Genomic DNA, 15,088 nt, shown 5'->3' with positions numbered 1-15,088 from the left:
CCTAATATTCTACCCCAAATTCATCTAATACCTTTTTAACAAATTCTTCATTGGATTTAGTATCTTCAATTAAAAATTCTAAATCTTCCTTGGATACCTTCTCTACTTTGGTATTTTGGATACAGTTCCTAATATAGGATCTTTTTGTTCTATTTAAATCGATTTCTTCAGTTTTTATATACCCTGGATTCTTAGGCAATATAATATTCTTACCAGGTATTTCTTCAGATGGGTCTCCTATTAATACTTCAATTCCATTTTCCTTAGCAAAAGTTAATTGGGGTTGGATATGTTTTCCTGCACCAGTATATTCAGTTTCTTGTACTACGATTATCTTGTCTTCATCTAACTCCTGGGCCAATTTAAATGCCGCTGCTAAAGATGTATTGCCTGCTGGGCCTCTTTCCAAGCCTTCTAACTGTGCCAATACTTCTGTCATATAAAATACTGAGCCCTGATTCACTGTAACATATCTATCCATATATCTTAATGGTCTCGCTGCAGATCTAGGTACATCTGACCTATCTGGCCAAGTAGCAAATGGAATTCCAAAGCCTGTATGACCTGTAGTAAAAGATTTCTTATTAAATTGGGTATCACTAGCCATATGTAGCCCTTGAAGACTTACACTCGCTCCTACAATTTCAGTATCAGTAGCTCCAGCCTTAATTAAACCTCTAGCTGTTCCAGTTAGGTTTCCACCACCAGCATTGGTAATAACTACAACATCTGGATCCTTGCCTTCTTTTTCTCTGAATTGCATAGAAAGTTCATAGCCTAAAGTTTCTACTCCAGCTATTCCGAAAGGCGTATATAATGAAGCATTAAAATAACCCGTTTCTTCTAATAACACTAGGAAAGTATAGAACAATTCAGGTCCTACAGTTAGTTGAACTACTTCAGCTCCATAAGCCTCACATTTCCTTGCCTTTTCAATTATTTCTGGCTGTCCTATACCTTTAGAATCGTAACACTCTTGTACTATAATACATTTTAATCCTCTCATAGCCGCCTGTGATGCAACAGCAGCCCCATAATTGCCGCTGGTAGCAGCAATAACTCCTTGATAACCTAATTTCACTGCATGATAACAACTGGTAGCAGCTCTTCTAGCCTTAAAGCTTCCAGAAGGGTTAGCAGCTTCGTCCTTTATAAATATTCTAGCTCCCTTACCAGCTGGTGCAAATTTTCTTGCTAGCTTAGTTAAGTTACGTAGTTCGTATATTGGCGTATTCCCCACTCCAGTATCTTTTTGGATTCTTTCTATTTCCTGAAGGCTATATCCAGTTTCCCTCATCATCTTTTCGTAATCGAAAGCAATACTACCAGATTCAAAAACATTGTAATCTATTCCAACTGCTTTCTTCATTATCTCGCTATTTCTTCCCATTACAGCTTCAAAACTCATATCCTTAGCCATATTATTCACCATCCTTTTCTATCAAGCTTCTAACTTGCCTACCAATATACAATAGCTCGGGTACACATTTTCCAAAATCGTGATCATAATAAGGATTTACCTCTATTAGTGTCCCTTCCACCTTTCTTCCGATATAGGTTTCTATTTGTACTTTGTCTCCTATATTAGCCTCTTCGCTAAGTAAAAAACCTTTAGTCCAAAATTCAAGAGGTACATTTTGTGTATCTTCTGGTATATTTGGAGCCCTATCTCCAGCTTCTAATACTATATTATGAATCCTTACCCAATCGCCTCGTTTAGCATCCATTCATATCCCTACCTTTCTTATTTTTATGAGGCGACCAAAGGTCGCCCTTACAATCATCAATTGTTAATCGATTAAATCTCTCATATCTCCCATTATAGCTCTTGGTACTGGTAAGTCGATCATAGTCTTAAGTCCTGGTGAAGCATTGATTATATGAGGTATCATATTAACACACATAGCAATTGTTCCTATGCCTCCGGGAACCTCAGGTTTAATGGACATATTTATATCAGGGGTACCTTTAATAGTAATATAATCCCCAGTAGTTCCACCTTCTAGCTGGGGTTCAACTTGTTGAGGGTGTACCATTTCAATCTTTAATTCTCCATCTACTTTTCCATATCCTTTCATATTACAACCAGCAACATCTCCCGGTTTAACTTCAGCATGAGGAGCTTTTCTATATACATTAGATACAATTGGTTCTCTGCTTAATTCTATTTCATCGCTTAACTTCCAACCTAATGCATCAGCAATCATAGTGATAGATTCAGGAAATCCAACGTGACCTGCTAAATCATTTTCATTTACTCTTCTATTAAATTCATCTACTGTCAATCCTACCCCTTGACCATGCATTACTGCTGGTCCAAATGGTGAAAGGTTATTAACTCTTTCCGCTTTAATACTTTCCACATCAATACAAGCACCAGTCAAAGTAATAACCAGCAAATCCATTATAAGACCTGGATTAATTCCTGTGCCTAATACGCTAACACCATTTTCCTTTGCTATTCGATCCATTTCTTTAGCAAGGCCAGGTTCTTGGGCCTGAGGATAAGCCATTTCTTCTGCAGTAGAAATAACATTTATTTTGTTTTCTAAACAATACTTTATTTTATCAAAAGTATCTCTTGTAAAAGAATCTGTAGCTATAATAACTACATCTGCCGCTTTTTCAGTAATCACTTTATCGTATTCACCAATAATTATATCTGGCCTGTCTCCTCTTTCAACATCTAAGTAATCATACATACTTTTACCAAGTCTATAAGTTCTACCTACTACACCTACTATTTCTACTCCTTTTTTATTGAGGAGCATTTCTGCCATTCCTTTTCCCATTGCACCTATTCCCCATAGGATTACCTTTACATTTTCCTTTCTCATATAAACACCTCCATAAGTTCTTATACTTTATCTATATATTTCACTTATTATTACATGCAAAAACGTTGCCAATATTTCAAAATTAATGGGCCTTATTTTTCTTTATAAAATGCTCATTAAATGCCATTTATTCATTGATAACTTAAAATATTAATGATTTAACAGCAAAATAGTTTGCATCAGACGCAAACTATTTTGCTGTTAATGAATATTTTTTAATTTTGTGCTGTAAAGTCTGTCTCTTAATACCTAATTTTCTTGCAGTTTTAGAAATATTATTCTCGTTAGCCTTCAAAGTTTTGATTATTATCTCTTTTTCAATCTCTTCCAAATAATTGGGTAAGGAAGTATCTATAATCGAAGTATTATTTTTAATAATTATATTATTGCTAAAAATATTAGAACAGGATATAAAATCCTCATTTTGTAAATACCTCCTATGGATCGGGGCATAATTCATAGCTGATTCTATAAAGTTTTCAAGTTCTCTTACATTACCAGGCCAAGAATAATTATAAAAAGATTCTAGAACTTCTCCATCTATACCGGCTATATCTCTACCTAATATATAATTATATTTAGTAATAAAATGATTAACTAAAGTTAATATATCATCTTTTCTTTCTTTTAAAGGAGGAATATTTATATATACTACATTTAATCTATAATATAAATCTTTCCTTAAGGTACCATTTTTAATACTTTCTAATGGTTCTTCATTAGTAGTTGCAATTATTTTAACATCAACAGGTATATCCTTAATTCCACCTATGCGGCGAATATATCCCTCTTGAAGAACTCTTAATAATTTTGCTTGTAATCCAAGGGACATAGAATTGATTTCATCTAATAAAAGGGTGCCTTCATTGGCCTGTTCAAATATTCCTTCCCTTTCAACTGCACCAGTAAATCCTCCTTTTTCCGTGCCAAATAATATACCCTCCAATAAAGTTTCTGGAATGGCAGCACAATTTTGTGCAATAAAGGGTTTATTTCTTCTATTACCACCATTATGGATGCTTTGGGCAAATAATTCTTTTCCAGTCCCGGTTTCTCCATATATTAATACGGATGATGGAGAAGAAGCAGCACTTTTAGCTATTTCAATAGCCTGGGTCATTTTTTTATTACTCCCAATTATATCTTTAAATGTATAGTATTTAATCTTATTTCCATTATTGCCTTTTTTGTTTGCAATTTTTAATTCTTGTTGAAGATCTATCAGTTTATCCGACAACCTCTTAAGATAAGTTATATTCTTAGCTATTTCCAATGCACCTACTACTTCATCTTTGCAAAATAGGGGAATGGTTGAATTTATGGAAGTAATACTTTCCCCTTTAAAATTGATATAAGTTTGAGTCTTGTCTAGGATAGGTTCTTTTATGGTTAATACTTTTATTAAAGTTGAAGTTTCTTCGCTTAAACTAGGAAATATGTCCAATAAATTTTTATCTATTACCTGTTCAATTTTTAAACCTTCTAATTTAGCCATAGCTTCATTATACAATATTGTTTTTCTATTACTATCAATTACATGTATCCCTATGTCTGTATGCTGCAAAATATTTTGCAGCACCAATAAGTTTAGATCTTTTTTGCCCATAAAATCATCCTTTATATCAATTAATCTTTAGGATTTACAGTCAACCCAATAGCAGCAATCATCCTACTTTTAGTACCTTTATCTCTCCTATAAGAATGAAAATTTTCTACTTGGCAGCTAGTACATGTATTAGATAATATAATATTACCACAATGAACTCCTTTTTCTTCTACTTGATAATAATTCAACCTCCATAAATCTAAAAAAACTTTTCCATCTCTTTTAATCAATATACGGGGAAACTTGTTATATTTTTCAGAAAACTCATTAGCTAACTCCTGACCAATCTCATAACAACACGGCCCTATTGAAGGCCCTATCCCTACTAATATATCCTTATTATTTGAATTATATCTAGTTGTCATCATATCTATCATCTTGCCACTTATATTATTAAAGGTACCTCTCCATCCTCCATGTGCAATTCCTACGACTCTATTTTTCATATCATAAAAATAAATTGGAACACAATCAGCATGATAGGTGGTTAATACTATACCTGTTAAATCTGTGATTAAACCATCTGCTTCTAGTTTCGATATTTCACAATAATTTTCTAATCTCTTATCAATAATTTCTATATTAGTACTATGAATTTGTTTTAAACTAATAATGTTTTCTTCAGGAATCTGAAATATATCAGATATACTAGCTTTGAAGCTATCATTATCCCACCCTACTTTAGAAGTGAAAAGATGATTAATATCATTAATGTCTACAAATCTGTCGAATTGATAATACATAATTCCATTCTTATGCTTTTCTATAATAGCCATGTCTCACCTCATCAAATTTAATCATCATTCAATAATTTATTCAACTCTTCCATAAATGTATTTATATCTTTAAACTGTCTGTAAACAGATGCAAATCTTACATATGATACCTCATCGATTCCTTTTAGTCTATTCATAATCATCTCTCCAATATGTTGACTAGTTACTTCTTTCTCCATAGAGTTATATAGTTCCTTCTCAATTTCATCTACCGTTTCCTCAATTATATTTAAAGGTACAGGTCTTTTTTCACAAGCCTTTAAAATTCCATTTAATATTTTATTCCTGTCATAAGGTTGTCTATTCCCATCCTTCTTTACTACTATTAAAGGTATTTTTTCAATCTTCTCATAAGTTGTAAATCTCTTTGTACATTTCAGACATTCTCTTCTTCTTCTAATAGCTTGTCCTTCATCAGTAGGTCTTGAGTCTACTACTTTGGTTTCATGATAATTGCAAAATGGACAATGCATCCTAACACCTCCTAACAATATCTCCAACTTGATTATAATATATCCTTTTCCAATTGTCTAATTAGTTGATTAGTATTCCGTATCTATGTCTACTAAAATTGCATCGGTACCAATTCGCACTATATTTTTCCATTCTATTAATAAATCCTTATTCTTCCCAAATAGACCTAAAACTTTCCCAGGACCAGGTATTATTACTGCAACTACTTTACCATTTTCTAAATCTATCTCAAAATCATAAATAAGACCAATTTTCACCCCATCTCTTATATTGATTACTTCTTTCTCCCTCATTTCTGATAAGTTAATCATTACCCCACCTCTTTTCTAGTACTCTCTATATATATATTTAAACCTTCATGGAAAATATACCTAATATTTTGTGGGGTAACGATCCTTGTTTTATTTATTTAAATCAATTTTCTCATCTGTCTTAATGCGTTTTTCTCTAGCCTAGAAACTTGAGCCTGCGATATGCCAATTTCTTCAGCTACTTCCATTTGAGTCTTCCCTTCATAAAATCTAAGGTTTAATATAAGCTTTTCTCTTTTATTAAGTTTACTTATGGCATCTCTAATAGCAATTCCTTGAAGCCACACTTCATCTTCTGATTTTTCATCTTTCACTTGATCCATTACATATATAGCATCTCCACTGTCATGATAGATTGGCTCAAATAAAGATATAGGTTCTTGAATTGCATCTAGGGCAAAAACTACTTCTTCCTTTGGTAGATTTAGTTCCTCTGCTATTTCCATAATAGTTGGTTCTTTTAGATTCTTATTAACTAAATGGTCTCTTGCTTGTAAAGCTTTATAGGCTATATCTCTTAATGATCTACTTACCCTTATAGAATTATTATCCCTTAAGTATCTTCTGATCTCTCCTATAATCATTGGTACTGCATAGGTAGAAAATCTTACATTCTGGCTTAAGTCAAAATTATCTATAGCTTTTATTAACCCTATACATCCTACTTGAAATAGATCATCTGCATTTTCTCCTCTTCTATTAAATCTTTGAATAATACTTAAAACTAATCTCAAATTACCTTGTATGAATTTTTCTCTCGCCTTCATATCTCCTGCTTTTATTTTAATAAATAGTTCTTGCATTTCTTCGTTTGTAAGTACTGGTAATTTTGAAGTATTTACCCCGCAAATTTCTACCTTATTAGTGTGCACAGCCTTCATTCCTTTCCACATGTTTTGCCCCTTTTCATTTAAAATTATTGCCTCCTTTTGCTTTTTTATTCAATTTGTCTTTGGTAAAACCATCCATTTTTCTTAAATAATTACTATAATCCAATAGGATTCATAAAAATAAAAAAGTGACAGAAATCACCATCTGTCACATTAATCGTACCATTTCCTTTCTCAGTCGTTTAATTATCCTTTTTTCCAATCTAGATATATAGGATTGAGATATACCTAGTATATCTGCTACCTCTTTTTGAGTTCTTTCCTTTCCATTGTTGAGACCAAATCGCAATTCTACTATCGTTTTTTCCCTACCTGAAAGTTTGTTAATGGCTTGATTTAATAATTCCTTATCTACCTCTTCTTCAAGAAATTTAAAAATAATATCTCTTTCTGTGCCCAATATATCAGATAATAACAATTCATTTCCATCCCAATCTACGTTTAAAGGTTCATCCAAAGAAACTTCTGATCTTAGTTTATTATTCCTTCTTAAATACATGAGGATCTCATTTTCTATACATTTAGAAGCATAAGTAGCAAGCTTAATATTCTTATCTGGATTAAAAGTATTTACTGCTTTAATCAATCCTATGGTTCCAATTGATATTAGATCTTCAATGCAAATACCTGTATTTTCAAATTTTCTTGCAATATAAACAACTAGCCTTAAGTTTCTTTCAATGAGTACACTTTTTATACTATCATCATATTTTAATCTTTTTAAAAAATAACTTTCTTCTTCAGGTTTTAATGGTGGTGGAAGAACTTCACCACTACCTATATAATAATTAGTTTTCAACAACCTTACCTTTGCCAACACCTTGTAAAAAAATAGTTTAATTCCAATTAGCATTTTTTTCAAAACCTCTCCCCCTAACCTAATATTTCTGGATGTAATAATCCATTATATTGTTCATCTGTTGCTAATTTATCGTTATATATAGCAACGATAATCTCATCCGTTAACTTTTTAATTCCATTATCCAAATAAACTTTTATACTATCTGGTACAAAACCAATCAATATACCATTATCATTTCCTAGGGATTTAAAGGGTATCAATCTTAGTTTTATTTCATCACCTAATTCTTCCATAACTTTGGCAATTAAATTTAGGTCTAAGTCGTTGTTTTGAGTATATACCCTTATGACTAGCTCCGGAAGTATTGCTTTTAACGCGGTAAATTCTGCTATTATAACTGGTTTCTGTGATATTGGCTCCTTTAGAGAGTTTCCTGTATCAATTAATGCTGTTAGATCTATTTCCTTATTATTTAAACTAATGGTTATATTAGTTATACAATTTTCTTTATTAATTTTTATTAAAAAATTTTCAAGGATACTCCTAATTAAAATAATTGCCAACCCTATACCTAGAGTTAAAAACATAATTAATTCATTAGAGTTACCAAATGAAAACTTAGAAAAAGTAAATTTGTTATTTAAAATATAGAAAATTCCAATTACTGTACCTGCAAATACAAAAGAAGTCAAATAAAAAGTTGATAGTTGTTTTAGAAAACTATTTAACCTTTCTGGATTGAAAGCTAGTATTATCATCAATATAGACACAGAGAATTTTATTATAAATTTACCCATAAATTCTAAGGATGGAAAAAAAGCAACTAATGTATAAATGGACCCTACTAATGCTGCAATGAATAATCTTAATTTACTAGTTTTTGTTCTTGTTATCTTGTTTGTTACATATAATATTATAAAATTAATTATTATATTTTCTATTAACAGGTATTCAGCATAGATATACAATAGAATACCTCCTTTATATGAAATTCTTATACTAAAAGCTTATTCAATTAATTTTAAATTTATGTCTATTATATATTATCGATGAGTAAAAATTTGTCATTATTTAATAAATAAAAAAAACGCATCTCAGTTTTGAGAAACGTTTTTTGACATTTAAGTATAAAAAAACTATCTATTTTTTTTTCTCAGGAAAGGTGGAATATCCAAATCGTCCAGTTGAAAATCCTTAGTTGCAGCACTTTCTTCTTCAGTATTAAACTCTAGTATTTGTTCCCTTCTTCTACCTCTTTCCACATCAAATCCTGTCGCAATTACTGTTATTTTTATTTCTTCTTTTAATGATTCATCTACTCCAGCTCCAAATATTATATTTGCATCTTGATCTACAGCTTGCCTTATTAAATCAGCAGCTTCATTGACTTCAAATAATCCTAAATCTTCTCCTCCAGTAATATTTAATAACACAGCTTTAGCTCCATCTATAGAAGTCTCTAGTAATGGACTTTTTATGGCTTGTTTAGCAGCTTCCACAGCTCTATTCTCACCAGAAGCATTTCCAATACCCATATGGGCGATGCCACGATTATACATTATAGTTTTTACATCGGCAAAATCTAAATTTATTAGATTAGGAACAGCAATTAAATCAGATATACCTTGTATACCTTGCTTAAGTACTTCGTCTGCCATTAAGAAAGCTTGTACCATAGTAGTTTTCTTTTCAGCTACCTGGAGTAATCTATCATTGGGGATAGTAACTAAAGTATCTACCTTAGTCTTTAACTCTTCTATACCTTTTTCAGCATGGATTAGTCTTCTTCTTCCTTCAAAAGTGAAAGGTTTAGTAACAACTCCTACAGTAAGTATACCCAACTCCTTTGCTACTTCCGCAATTATTGGAGCAGCTCCTGTACCTGTACCGCCACCCATTCCTGCTGTAATAAAGACCATATCTGCACCTTTTAGAGCTTCAGTAATTTCGTTTCTATTTTCTTCAGCAGCCTTCATCCCAATTTCTGGGTTGGCGCCAGCCCCCAATCCTTTGGTAAGCTTTTCTCCAATCTGTAATTTCTGTTCAGCTCTTGATGAATAAAGGGCTTGTCTATCAGTATTAACTGCAATAAAATCAATACCTCTAACTCCACAATCAATCATCCTATTTACAGCGTTATTTCCACCACCGCCCACACCAACTACTTTTATCTTTGCAAATTCTTCAACATCTACATCAAAGTCAAACATAGATTTAACCCCCTTATTTATTTATTGCGTACTTTTCTCTTAACATTAAACTTTTCCTCGAACCATAAAAATTGTTCAAATTTAACAATATTACTGCTAACATACTATTCTTGGTTTTTAAATCTTTTTTTAAACACAATACGCCTAATACTTGCAAAGTTTTCAAACAATCTTCCTCCAAAGGTAAAGATTGCAGCATAATATAGTGGGACTCCAAGTCTATCTCCAATATAAGCTAAAAATGCAGCCAAAATAGCATTTCCAAAAAAACCAGACATAAAAATGCCTAAATCAAATTTATTCTCCAGATTAGCTCTTATCCCACCAAATACAGAATCTAGACAAGCTAGAATCGCCACTGAGATATATAAAGAGTATTGAACATTATAAGTATATGGCAATATAAGGCCTATTGCTATACCAATTAAAATACCTATTGAAGCAAAAAACATATTAATCACCTTCTTTTGATGGTTTGGCGTATTTGAAACTAAATCTTCCATTATATCCTGGAATTATAATATTATCTTCTATAGTGGTTTCAATATTAAGTTTGTCTATAGTTTTTAAAGCATATCCATAAGTATTTGGTGCATTTATTGCTGCATTCAACAATTTTGGTTCACCTATGGCCTTAATATAAAATGGTGTTCCTACACTTCTTCCATTAATTCTAATAATTGGCCCTCCACATTTTATTTCTGAAATGGATAGTACCCTTTGGTCATTTATACTTATTGCTTCAGCTCCAGCACCTCTTAAATCATTAATTATTCTTAACACATCTGCATCATGAATTATATCCAAATTATATTCTTGACCAAAAGCTTCTTCAGACATGTTGTCTTCCATTTTTATTATGATACCTGGTCCTTGAACTTTTTTTAATCCTGCAACCAATTGGTTTTTGCTTAATTCAGCTTGTAATATATCTATAATATTTTCATCACCACTAGCTATACTTTCTAACATTTCAATTTGAGCATTTTTACTTTCTAGCATTACTCCTAATTCTTCAATTTCTTTATTTATTGCATTTATTTCACTTTTAGTGGCTTGAATTGAATTCAATGTAACAGGTGCAAAATTGGGTATATTTTGTTTAAGCTGAATTGCTATAAAAATACCCAATAATACAGAAAAAGCAAAAACTGCTAAATTAGGTTTATTATTTCTTTTCATGTAAATCCCCCAAATTTTAATTGGCCTCATCTTCGACAGGTTGTGAATATACAAATTCTATTAATTTCCTATATTTTGGTATTTTTATATTTTTTTCTTTAGCCAAATAAACGTTATAATCATAGTATTTTAATGTCCAAACAATTCCTCTCTTTATGGATAGAGCTGATTCTAAAATTTCAGGATTTCCAATGGCTTTTATGACAATAGGTGAATTTATGGATACTCCATTCACCTCTATATGATCCCCTGCTCTTTCTATTTCAGTGAAAGCAGTATATCTTTGATCATTAATAGAAATCGCTTCTGCTTCTGCAGCATTTAATACACTAACAGTTTGAAGTATTAAATCTATGTCATCTACTATACTATATTCTAAACCAAACTGAACATCAGCAGGAGGCTCTTGGATTTCCAGAACTATTCCTGGACCTTCCAAATCCACATAACCTGCTAATATTCTGTATTTTTCCAAATCCTTATATAAGTTTTCAGCATAGACATTATTATCAGCTTCTCCTTTCTCATATTGCTTAATTTTATTTTCAGCTTCGTATAAAGCATTAATAGCCGCATCCCTTTCTTCTTGTGCTTTCTTTAGATCAATAGCTAATTGCTGAGCTCTTTGGGTTGGTAAAACTCCTTCACCAACGGTCTTACTAACGGTTTTAAACTGTATCGCTAAAATAATGCCTAAAAATAAGGAAACCAATGTAATTGCAATTTGACCATTTTTCCTTTTCATACAATTCCCCCTAGCTATCTTCTGTCACTACTATTGGATTATCACCTTTATTTAATAATATCTGTTTCACCTTGATATCTTTTTTTTCTATATCATTTAAAATCTTATTAAGGAAGCTCAATTTATATTTTACATTATTTAAAGGTCCAAAAGCAACCTTAATGCCATCTTTTAATTCAACCATTATATTATTATTATCGGCAAAATTAATATATTTCATTAACTTTATAAGATCTAACTGTTCACTATAAGTAATTAATTCTTCTATACCTTGTTCTAAAGTAGAATATATATTATCTCCTACTTCCAATTCTTCTAGTTCCAATCCAAATATTCGAGGTAATTCAACCTTATCCTTTTTTTCATCTATATTTAATATATTTCCTTCTTTATCTATATAAAGAAAAGAACCTATATAAGATATAATTGCAATTTCCTTTCTTTCATCTATTTCTATAATTATTTCCTTTGGTAAATTTCTTTTAATTTTTGCATCTTTTATATAGGGCAATCTTTCCAAGCTTTCTTTTCCTTTTTTCCTATTTATTTTAAATATGTTTTCTCCCATATTACACATTGAAGCCTTTATAACTTGATCATAACTTAACTTTTTATTTCCAACAACTTTTATACTTCTTATGTTGAAAAAATCAGTTTTAAAAGCAAATAAGTAAAGTAGTACCAGTGTTAAAACAAATAAAAGCAATTTCAATATTCTTTTTCTTTTTTCTATTCTTCTTTTAGACTTTTTCTTTTTTTTCATTTATTACCCCACCTATTCGCTTGTCCTAAAAATAGAGAGCAGCATAAGCTGCTGTTAATCAACTTTCTTAATATCAGCACCTAATGCTTTTAATTCTAAATGAAAATTTTCATATCCTCTTTCAATATGGTACATATTCTCCACCTCAGTAATCCCTTTTGCAGCTAAACCTGCTAAAACAAGACATGCTCCACCTCTTAAATCTTTTGCTGTAGTCTTTGCTCCAGTTAATTCTTTTACTCCCTTAATTATTGCAACTTTACCAAACACTTTAATATTTGCTCCCATTCGTATTAATTCTTCAGCATGTTTAAATCTATTTTCAAATACTGTCTCTGAAATAATGCTAGTACCATTGGCTATACTTAGTAGGGCCATCATCTGAGCCTGCATATCTGTAGGAAATCCAGGGTAAGGCAATGTCTGAATCATCTCAATGGAATTTATTTTTTTGGGTCCAATTATCTTTAATGAGTTATTATCGCTGTATATTAAGCAGCCAGCTTCTTTTAATTTTGCAATAACTGCCTGTAAATGATCAATAATAATGTTTTTAATAATTACTTCTCCTCCTGTAATAGCAGAAGCAATCATATAAGTTCCTGCCACTATTCTATCTGGCATGGTATTATGAGTAACATCCCTTAGTTTATCTACTCCATCGATTATTATAACACTCGTACCAGCACCATTTATCTTTGCTCCAGCTTTGTTTAAGAAATTCTGTAAATCGATTATCTCAGGTTCCCTTGCTGCATTACGAATGGTTGTAGTTCCTTTAGCTTTTACAGCTGCTAATATAATATTCTCTGTTGCACCAACGCTTGGATAATCCAGCTGAATCTCACATCCCTTTAATCCTTTTGTCTTACAATAAATAAATCCATGAGACTCCTCTATCTCTGCTCCTAATTCTCTTAAGGCCTTAAGATGCATATCTATTGGCCTAGGCCCAATTTCACACCCACCTGGATAACTTATGATAACCTCCCCAGTCCTTGATAGCATAGCTCCCATAAGTATTATTGATGATCTCATCTCCCTTACTAATTCTTCAGGAATTTTTATATTATTTAAAGGTTTGGAATCGATCCACATCATATTACCCATTTTTTTTACATTACAACCAAGGGATAATAGTATTTTTTCCATAACTTCTACATCTCTAAGTTCTGGAACATTAAAAATTGTACTTTCATTTGCTCCTATAACGGTAGCAGCTAGAATTGGTAAAACTGCATTTTTTGCCCCAGCAATATTTATTTCTCCAGTTAAACTATTGCCACCAGTAACAATTATTTTTCCCATTATCGCACCTCCAAATATGACTATACAGACGTATATGACTATATTATGCATATTTTATGGAAGTGTGACAAAATAGTTATTCAGTTATTTTATCTATTATATTTACTATTTTTTCTGTTGCATCTAACCTGCCCAAACTTTTACTTTTATTGGCCATTTCATTCAGTTTCCCACTATTCATAATTAATTTATTTATTACTTCATTTAATCCTTCTCCTGTTAAGTCCTTCTCTAGAATTAAATAAGCTGCCCCCTTTTTTTCAAAAGCCTTTGCATTATATTCCTGATGGTTTTCAGCTGTATAACCTTTAGGTACTAATATACTTGGTACACCTACTGCAGAAAGTTCTGCTAAAGTTATAGCTCCGGCGCTTGTTATAACTAAATCCGCTATATTTAATCCTTTGGGGATATCATAAAAATACGGTACAATCTTAATGTTCTCTTTTGCATCTAAATTTTCTTTCTTCATTTTTTTTATAAATTCATCATAAAATCTTTTACCTGTAACGTGAATGATTTGCAAGTTATCCTTTGATATGTTTTTTTTAATCACATAATACATTGCATCATTTAATTTCTTCTGTCCACCACTCCCCCCAAAGGAAAGTATAAATGGAACATTGGGATGTATACCTAAATCCCTGTAGGCTTGGCTCTTATCAACTTTTATAATACTACTTCTTACAGGATTTCCAGTTATAATCACTTTATTAGGATATTTAAAATATTTTTTAGATTCCTCAAAGGTTACAAGAATTTTATCCACATATCTAGCAAGAATTTTATTGGTAATTCCTGGGTAAGCATTTTGTTCATGAATTATAGTAGGAATTTTCTTCCTAGTTGCCATATAAACTACAGGTCCACATACATAACCTCCAGTACCAATGACCACATCTGGATTAAACTCATTAATAATCTTTTTTGAATCCAATAATCCTAATATTAACTCCTTAAATGCTTTAAATGACTCCTTATTTATTTTTCTAGGCATACCCATAACTCTAATAGTTTCAAAATCAAAGCCTTCTTTTGGCACTAACTCGCTTTCAAGACCTTTTTCTGTACCTACATATAATATCCTTGAATCCTTGTCTCTATTTTTTATCTCCCAAGCTATTGCCAAAGCTGGATATATATGCCCCCCAGTTCCTCCCCCAGTTATTAAGTATTTCATTCTT

The 15,088-nt window shown here is 31.5% G+C and carries 17 protein-coding genes; all 17 read right to left on the bottom strand.

The features are described from left to right. Position 1: 1 nt before the first annotated feature. Positions 2–1,420 carry a 2-amino-4-oxopentanoate thiolase subunit OrtB gene (gene ortB, locus C3E89_RS12365; RefSeq protein ID WP_236913247.1) on the bottom strand — a complete coding sequence of 473 codons (1,419 nt, stop codon included), beginning with the start codon at positions 1,418–1,420 and terminating at the stop codon, positions 2–4. A gap of 1 nt (position 1,421) precedes the next feature. Continuing rightward, positions 1,422–1,727, bottom strand: a complete 306-nt coding sequence (gene ortA / locus C3E89_RS12360) for a 2-amino-4-oxopentanoate thiolase subunit OrtA (RefSeq protein ID WP_236913246.1) — start codon at positions 1,725–1,727, stop codon at positions 1,422–1,424. A gap of 63 nt (positions 1,728–1,790) precedes the next feature. Next, positions 1,791–2,837 carry a 2,4-diaminopentanoate dehydrogenase gene (gene ord / locus C3E89_RS12355; protein ID WP_236913245.1) on the bottom strand — a complete coding sequence of 349 codons (1,047 nt, stop codon included), beginning with the start codon at positions 2,835–2,837 and terminating at the stop codon, positions 1,791–1,793. Between the two features lie 190 nt (positions 2,838–3,027). Then, positions 3,028–4,443: a sigma-54 interaction domain-containing protein gene (locus tag C3E89_RS12350; RefSeq protein WP_236913244.1), complete on the bottom strand. Its 1,416-nt coding sequence runs from the start codon at positions 4,441–4,443 to the stop codon at positions 3,028–3,030. Positions 4,444–4,463: 20 nt separating this feature from the next. After that, positions 4,464–5,219, bottom strand: coding sequence for a peptidoglycan editing factor PgeF (pgeF, locus tag C3E89_RS12345; protein ID WP_236913243.1), 756 nt, complete (start codon positions 5,217–5,219; stop codon positions 4,464–4,466). Between the two features lie 17 nt (positions 5,220–5,236). After that, complete coding sequence (gene nrdR, locus C3E89_RS12340; protein WP_236913242.1) at positions 5,237–5,692, bottom strand: transcriptional regulator NrdR; 456 nt, start codon at positions 5,690–5,692, stop codon at positions 5,237–5,239. Between the two features lie 69 nt (positions 5,693–5,761). Continuing rightward, the gene (locus C3E89_RS12335) at positions 5,762–6,004 is read right to left on the bottom strand and encodes a YlmC/YmxH family sporulation protein (protein WP_236913241.1); all 243 of its coding nucleotides are present in this window, start codon (positions 6,002–6,004) and stop codon (positions 5,762–5,764) included. A 98-nt stretch (positions 6,005–6,102) separates the two neighbouring features. Next, complete coding sequence (gene sigG / locus C3E89_RS12330; protein WP_236913485.1) at positions 6,103–6,876, bottom strand: RNA polymerase sporulation sigma factor SigG; 774 nt, start codon at positions 6,874–6,876, stop codon at positions 6,103–6,105. 166 nt (positions 6,877–7,042) lie between these two features. After that, positions 7,043–7,747 carry an RNA polymerase sporulation sigma factor SigE gene (sigE, locus tag C3E89_RS12325; protein ID WP_236913484.1) on the bottom strand — a complete coding sequence of 235 codons (705 nt, stop codon included), beginning with the start codon at positions 7,745–7,747 and terminating at the stop codon, positions 7,043–7,045. Positions 7,748–7,767: 20 nt separating this feature from the next. Further along, on the bottom strand, positions 7,768–8,664 hold the full coding sequence (gene spoIIGA / locus C3E89_RS12320; protein WP_236913240.1) for a sigma-E processing peptidase SpoIIGA: 897 nt from the start codon (positions 8,662–8,664) through the stop codon (positions 7,768–7,770). A 168-nt stretch (positions 8,665–8,832) separates the two neighbouring features. After that, positions 8,833–9,906 carry a cell division protein FtsZ gene (ftsZ, locus tag C3E89_RS12315; protein ID WP_236913239.1) on the bottom strand — a complete coding sequence of 358 codons (1,074 nt, stop codon included), beginning with the start codon at positions 9,904–9,906 and terminating at the stop codon, positions 8,833–8,835. A 104-nt stretch (positions 9,907–10,010) separates the two neighbouring features. Further along, a complete protein-coding gene (locus C3E89_RS12310) occupies positions 10,011–10,358 on the bottom strand; it encodes a small basic family protein (protein ID WP_236913238.1) in 348 nt (115 codons plus the stop codon). A gap of 1 nt (position 10,359) precedes the next feature. Beyond that, on the bottom strand, positions 10,360–11,088 hold the full coding sequence (locus C3E89_RS12305) for a DUF881 domain-containing protein (RefSeq protein ID WP_236913237.1): 729 nt from the start codon (positions 11,086–11,088) through the stop codon (positions 10,360–10,362). Between the two features lie 16 nt (positions 11,089–11,104). Further along, the gene (locus tag C3E89_RS12300; RefSeq protein WP_236913236.1) at positions 11,105–11,833 is read right to left on the bottom strand and encodes a DUF881 domain-containing protein; all 729 of its coding nucleotides are present in this window, start codon (positions 11,831–11,833) and stop codon (positions 11,105–11,107) included. Positions 11,834–11,843: 10 nt separating this feature from the next. After that, a complete protein-coding gene (locus C3E89_RS12295; RefSeq protein WP_236913235.1) occupies positions 11,844–12,596 on the bottom strand; it encodes a cell division protein FtsQ/DivIB in 753 nt (250 codons plus the stop codon). A 54-nt stretch (positions 12,597–12,650) separates the two neighbouring features. Next, positions 12,651–13,904 (bottom strand): UDP-N-acetylglucosamine 1-carboxyvinyltransferase, encoded by a 1,254-nt coding sequence (gene murA / locus C3E89_RS12290; RefSeq protein ID WP_236913234.1) that lies wholly within the window; start codon positions 13,902–13,904, stop codon positions 12,651–12,653. 76 nt (positions 13,905–13,980) lie between these two features. Further along, positions 13,981–15,084, bottom strand: a complete 1,104-nt coding sequence (gene murG, locus C3E89_RS12285) for an undecaprenyldiphospho-muramoylpentapeptide beta-N-acetylglucosaminyltransferase (RefSeq protein WP_236913233.1) — start codon at positions 15,082–15,084, stop codon at positions 13,981–13,983. Positions 15,085–15,088 lie beyond the last annotated feature (4 nt).

It is taken from the genome of Clostridium sp. Cult1 (assembly GCF_021655095.1).
In the GTDB taxonomy this organism is placed as follows: domain Bacteria; phylum Bacillota; class Clostridia; order Tissierellales; family Tepidimicrobiaceae; genus Schnuerera.
The sequence above is the reverse complement of the archived record's forward strand: the minus strand, read 5'-3'. Positions and strand labels throughout refer to the sequence as shown.

Coding starts and splice junctions, on each gene's coding strand:
- C3E89_RS12295 (WP_236913235.1), bottom strand. CDS start 12,596: ATGAAAAAAAAGAAAAAGTCTAAAAGAAGAATAGAAAAAAGAAAAAGA.
- murA (WP_236913234.1), bottom strand. CDS start 13,904: ATGGGAAAAATAATTGTTACTGGTGGCAATAGTTTAACTGGAGAAATA.
- ord (WP_236913245.1), bottom strand. CDS start 2,837: ATGAGAAAGGAAAATGTAAAGGTAATCCTATGGGGAATAGGTGCAATG.
- ortA (WP_236913246.1), bottom strand. CDS start 1,727: ATGGATGCTAAACGAGGCGATTGGGTAAGGATTCATAATATAGTATTA.
- murG (WP_236913233.1), bottom strand. CDS start 15,084: ATGAAATACTTAATAACTGGGGGAGGAACTGGGGGGCATATATATCCA.
- C3E89_RS12300 (WP_236913236.1), bottom strand. CDS start 11,833: ATGAAAAGGAAAAATGGTCAAATTGCAATTACATTGGTTTCCTTATTT.
- pgeF (WP_236913243.1), bottom strand. CDS start 5,219: ATGGCTATTATAGAAAAGCATAAGAATGGAATTATGTATTATCAATTC.
- C3E89_RS12305 (WP_236913237.1), bottom strand. CDS start 11,088: ATGAAAAGAAATAATAAACCTAATTTAGCAGTTTTTGCTTTTTCTGTA.
- C3E89_RS12310 (WP_236913238.1), bottom strand. CDS start 10,358: ATGTTTTTTGCTTCAATAGGTATTTTAATTGGTATAGCAATAGGCCTT.
- ftsZ (WP_236913239.1), bottom strand. CDS start 9,906: ATGTTTGACTTTGATGTAGATGTTGAAGAATTTGCAAAGATAAAAGTA.
- C3E89_RS12350 (WP_236913244.1), bottom strand. CDS start 4,443: ATGGGCAAAAAAGATCTAAACTTATTGGTGCTGCAAAATATTTTGCAG.
- nrdR (WP_236913242.1), bottom strand. CDS start 5,692: ATGCATTGTCCATTTTGCAATTATCATGAAACCAAAGTAGTAGACTCA.
- sigE (WP_236913484.1), bottom strand. CDS start 7,747: ATGCTAATTGGAATTAAACTATTTTTTTACAAGGTGTTGGCAAAGGTA.
- C3E89_RS12335 (WP_236913241.1), bottom strand. CDS start 6,004: ATGATTAACTTATCAGAAATGAGGGAGAAAGAAGTAATCAATATAAGA.
- ortB (WP_236913247.1), bottom strand. CDS start 1,420: ATGGCTAAGGATATGAGTTTTGAAGCTGTAATGGGAAGAAATAGCGAG.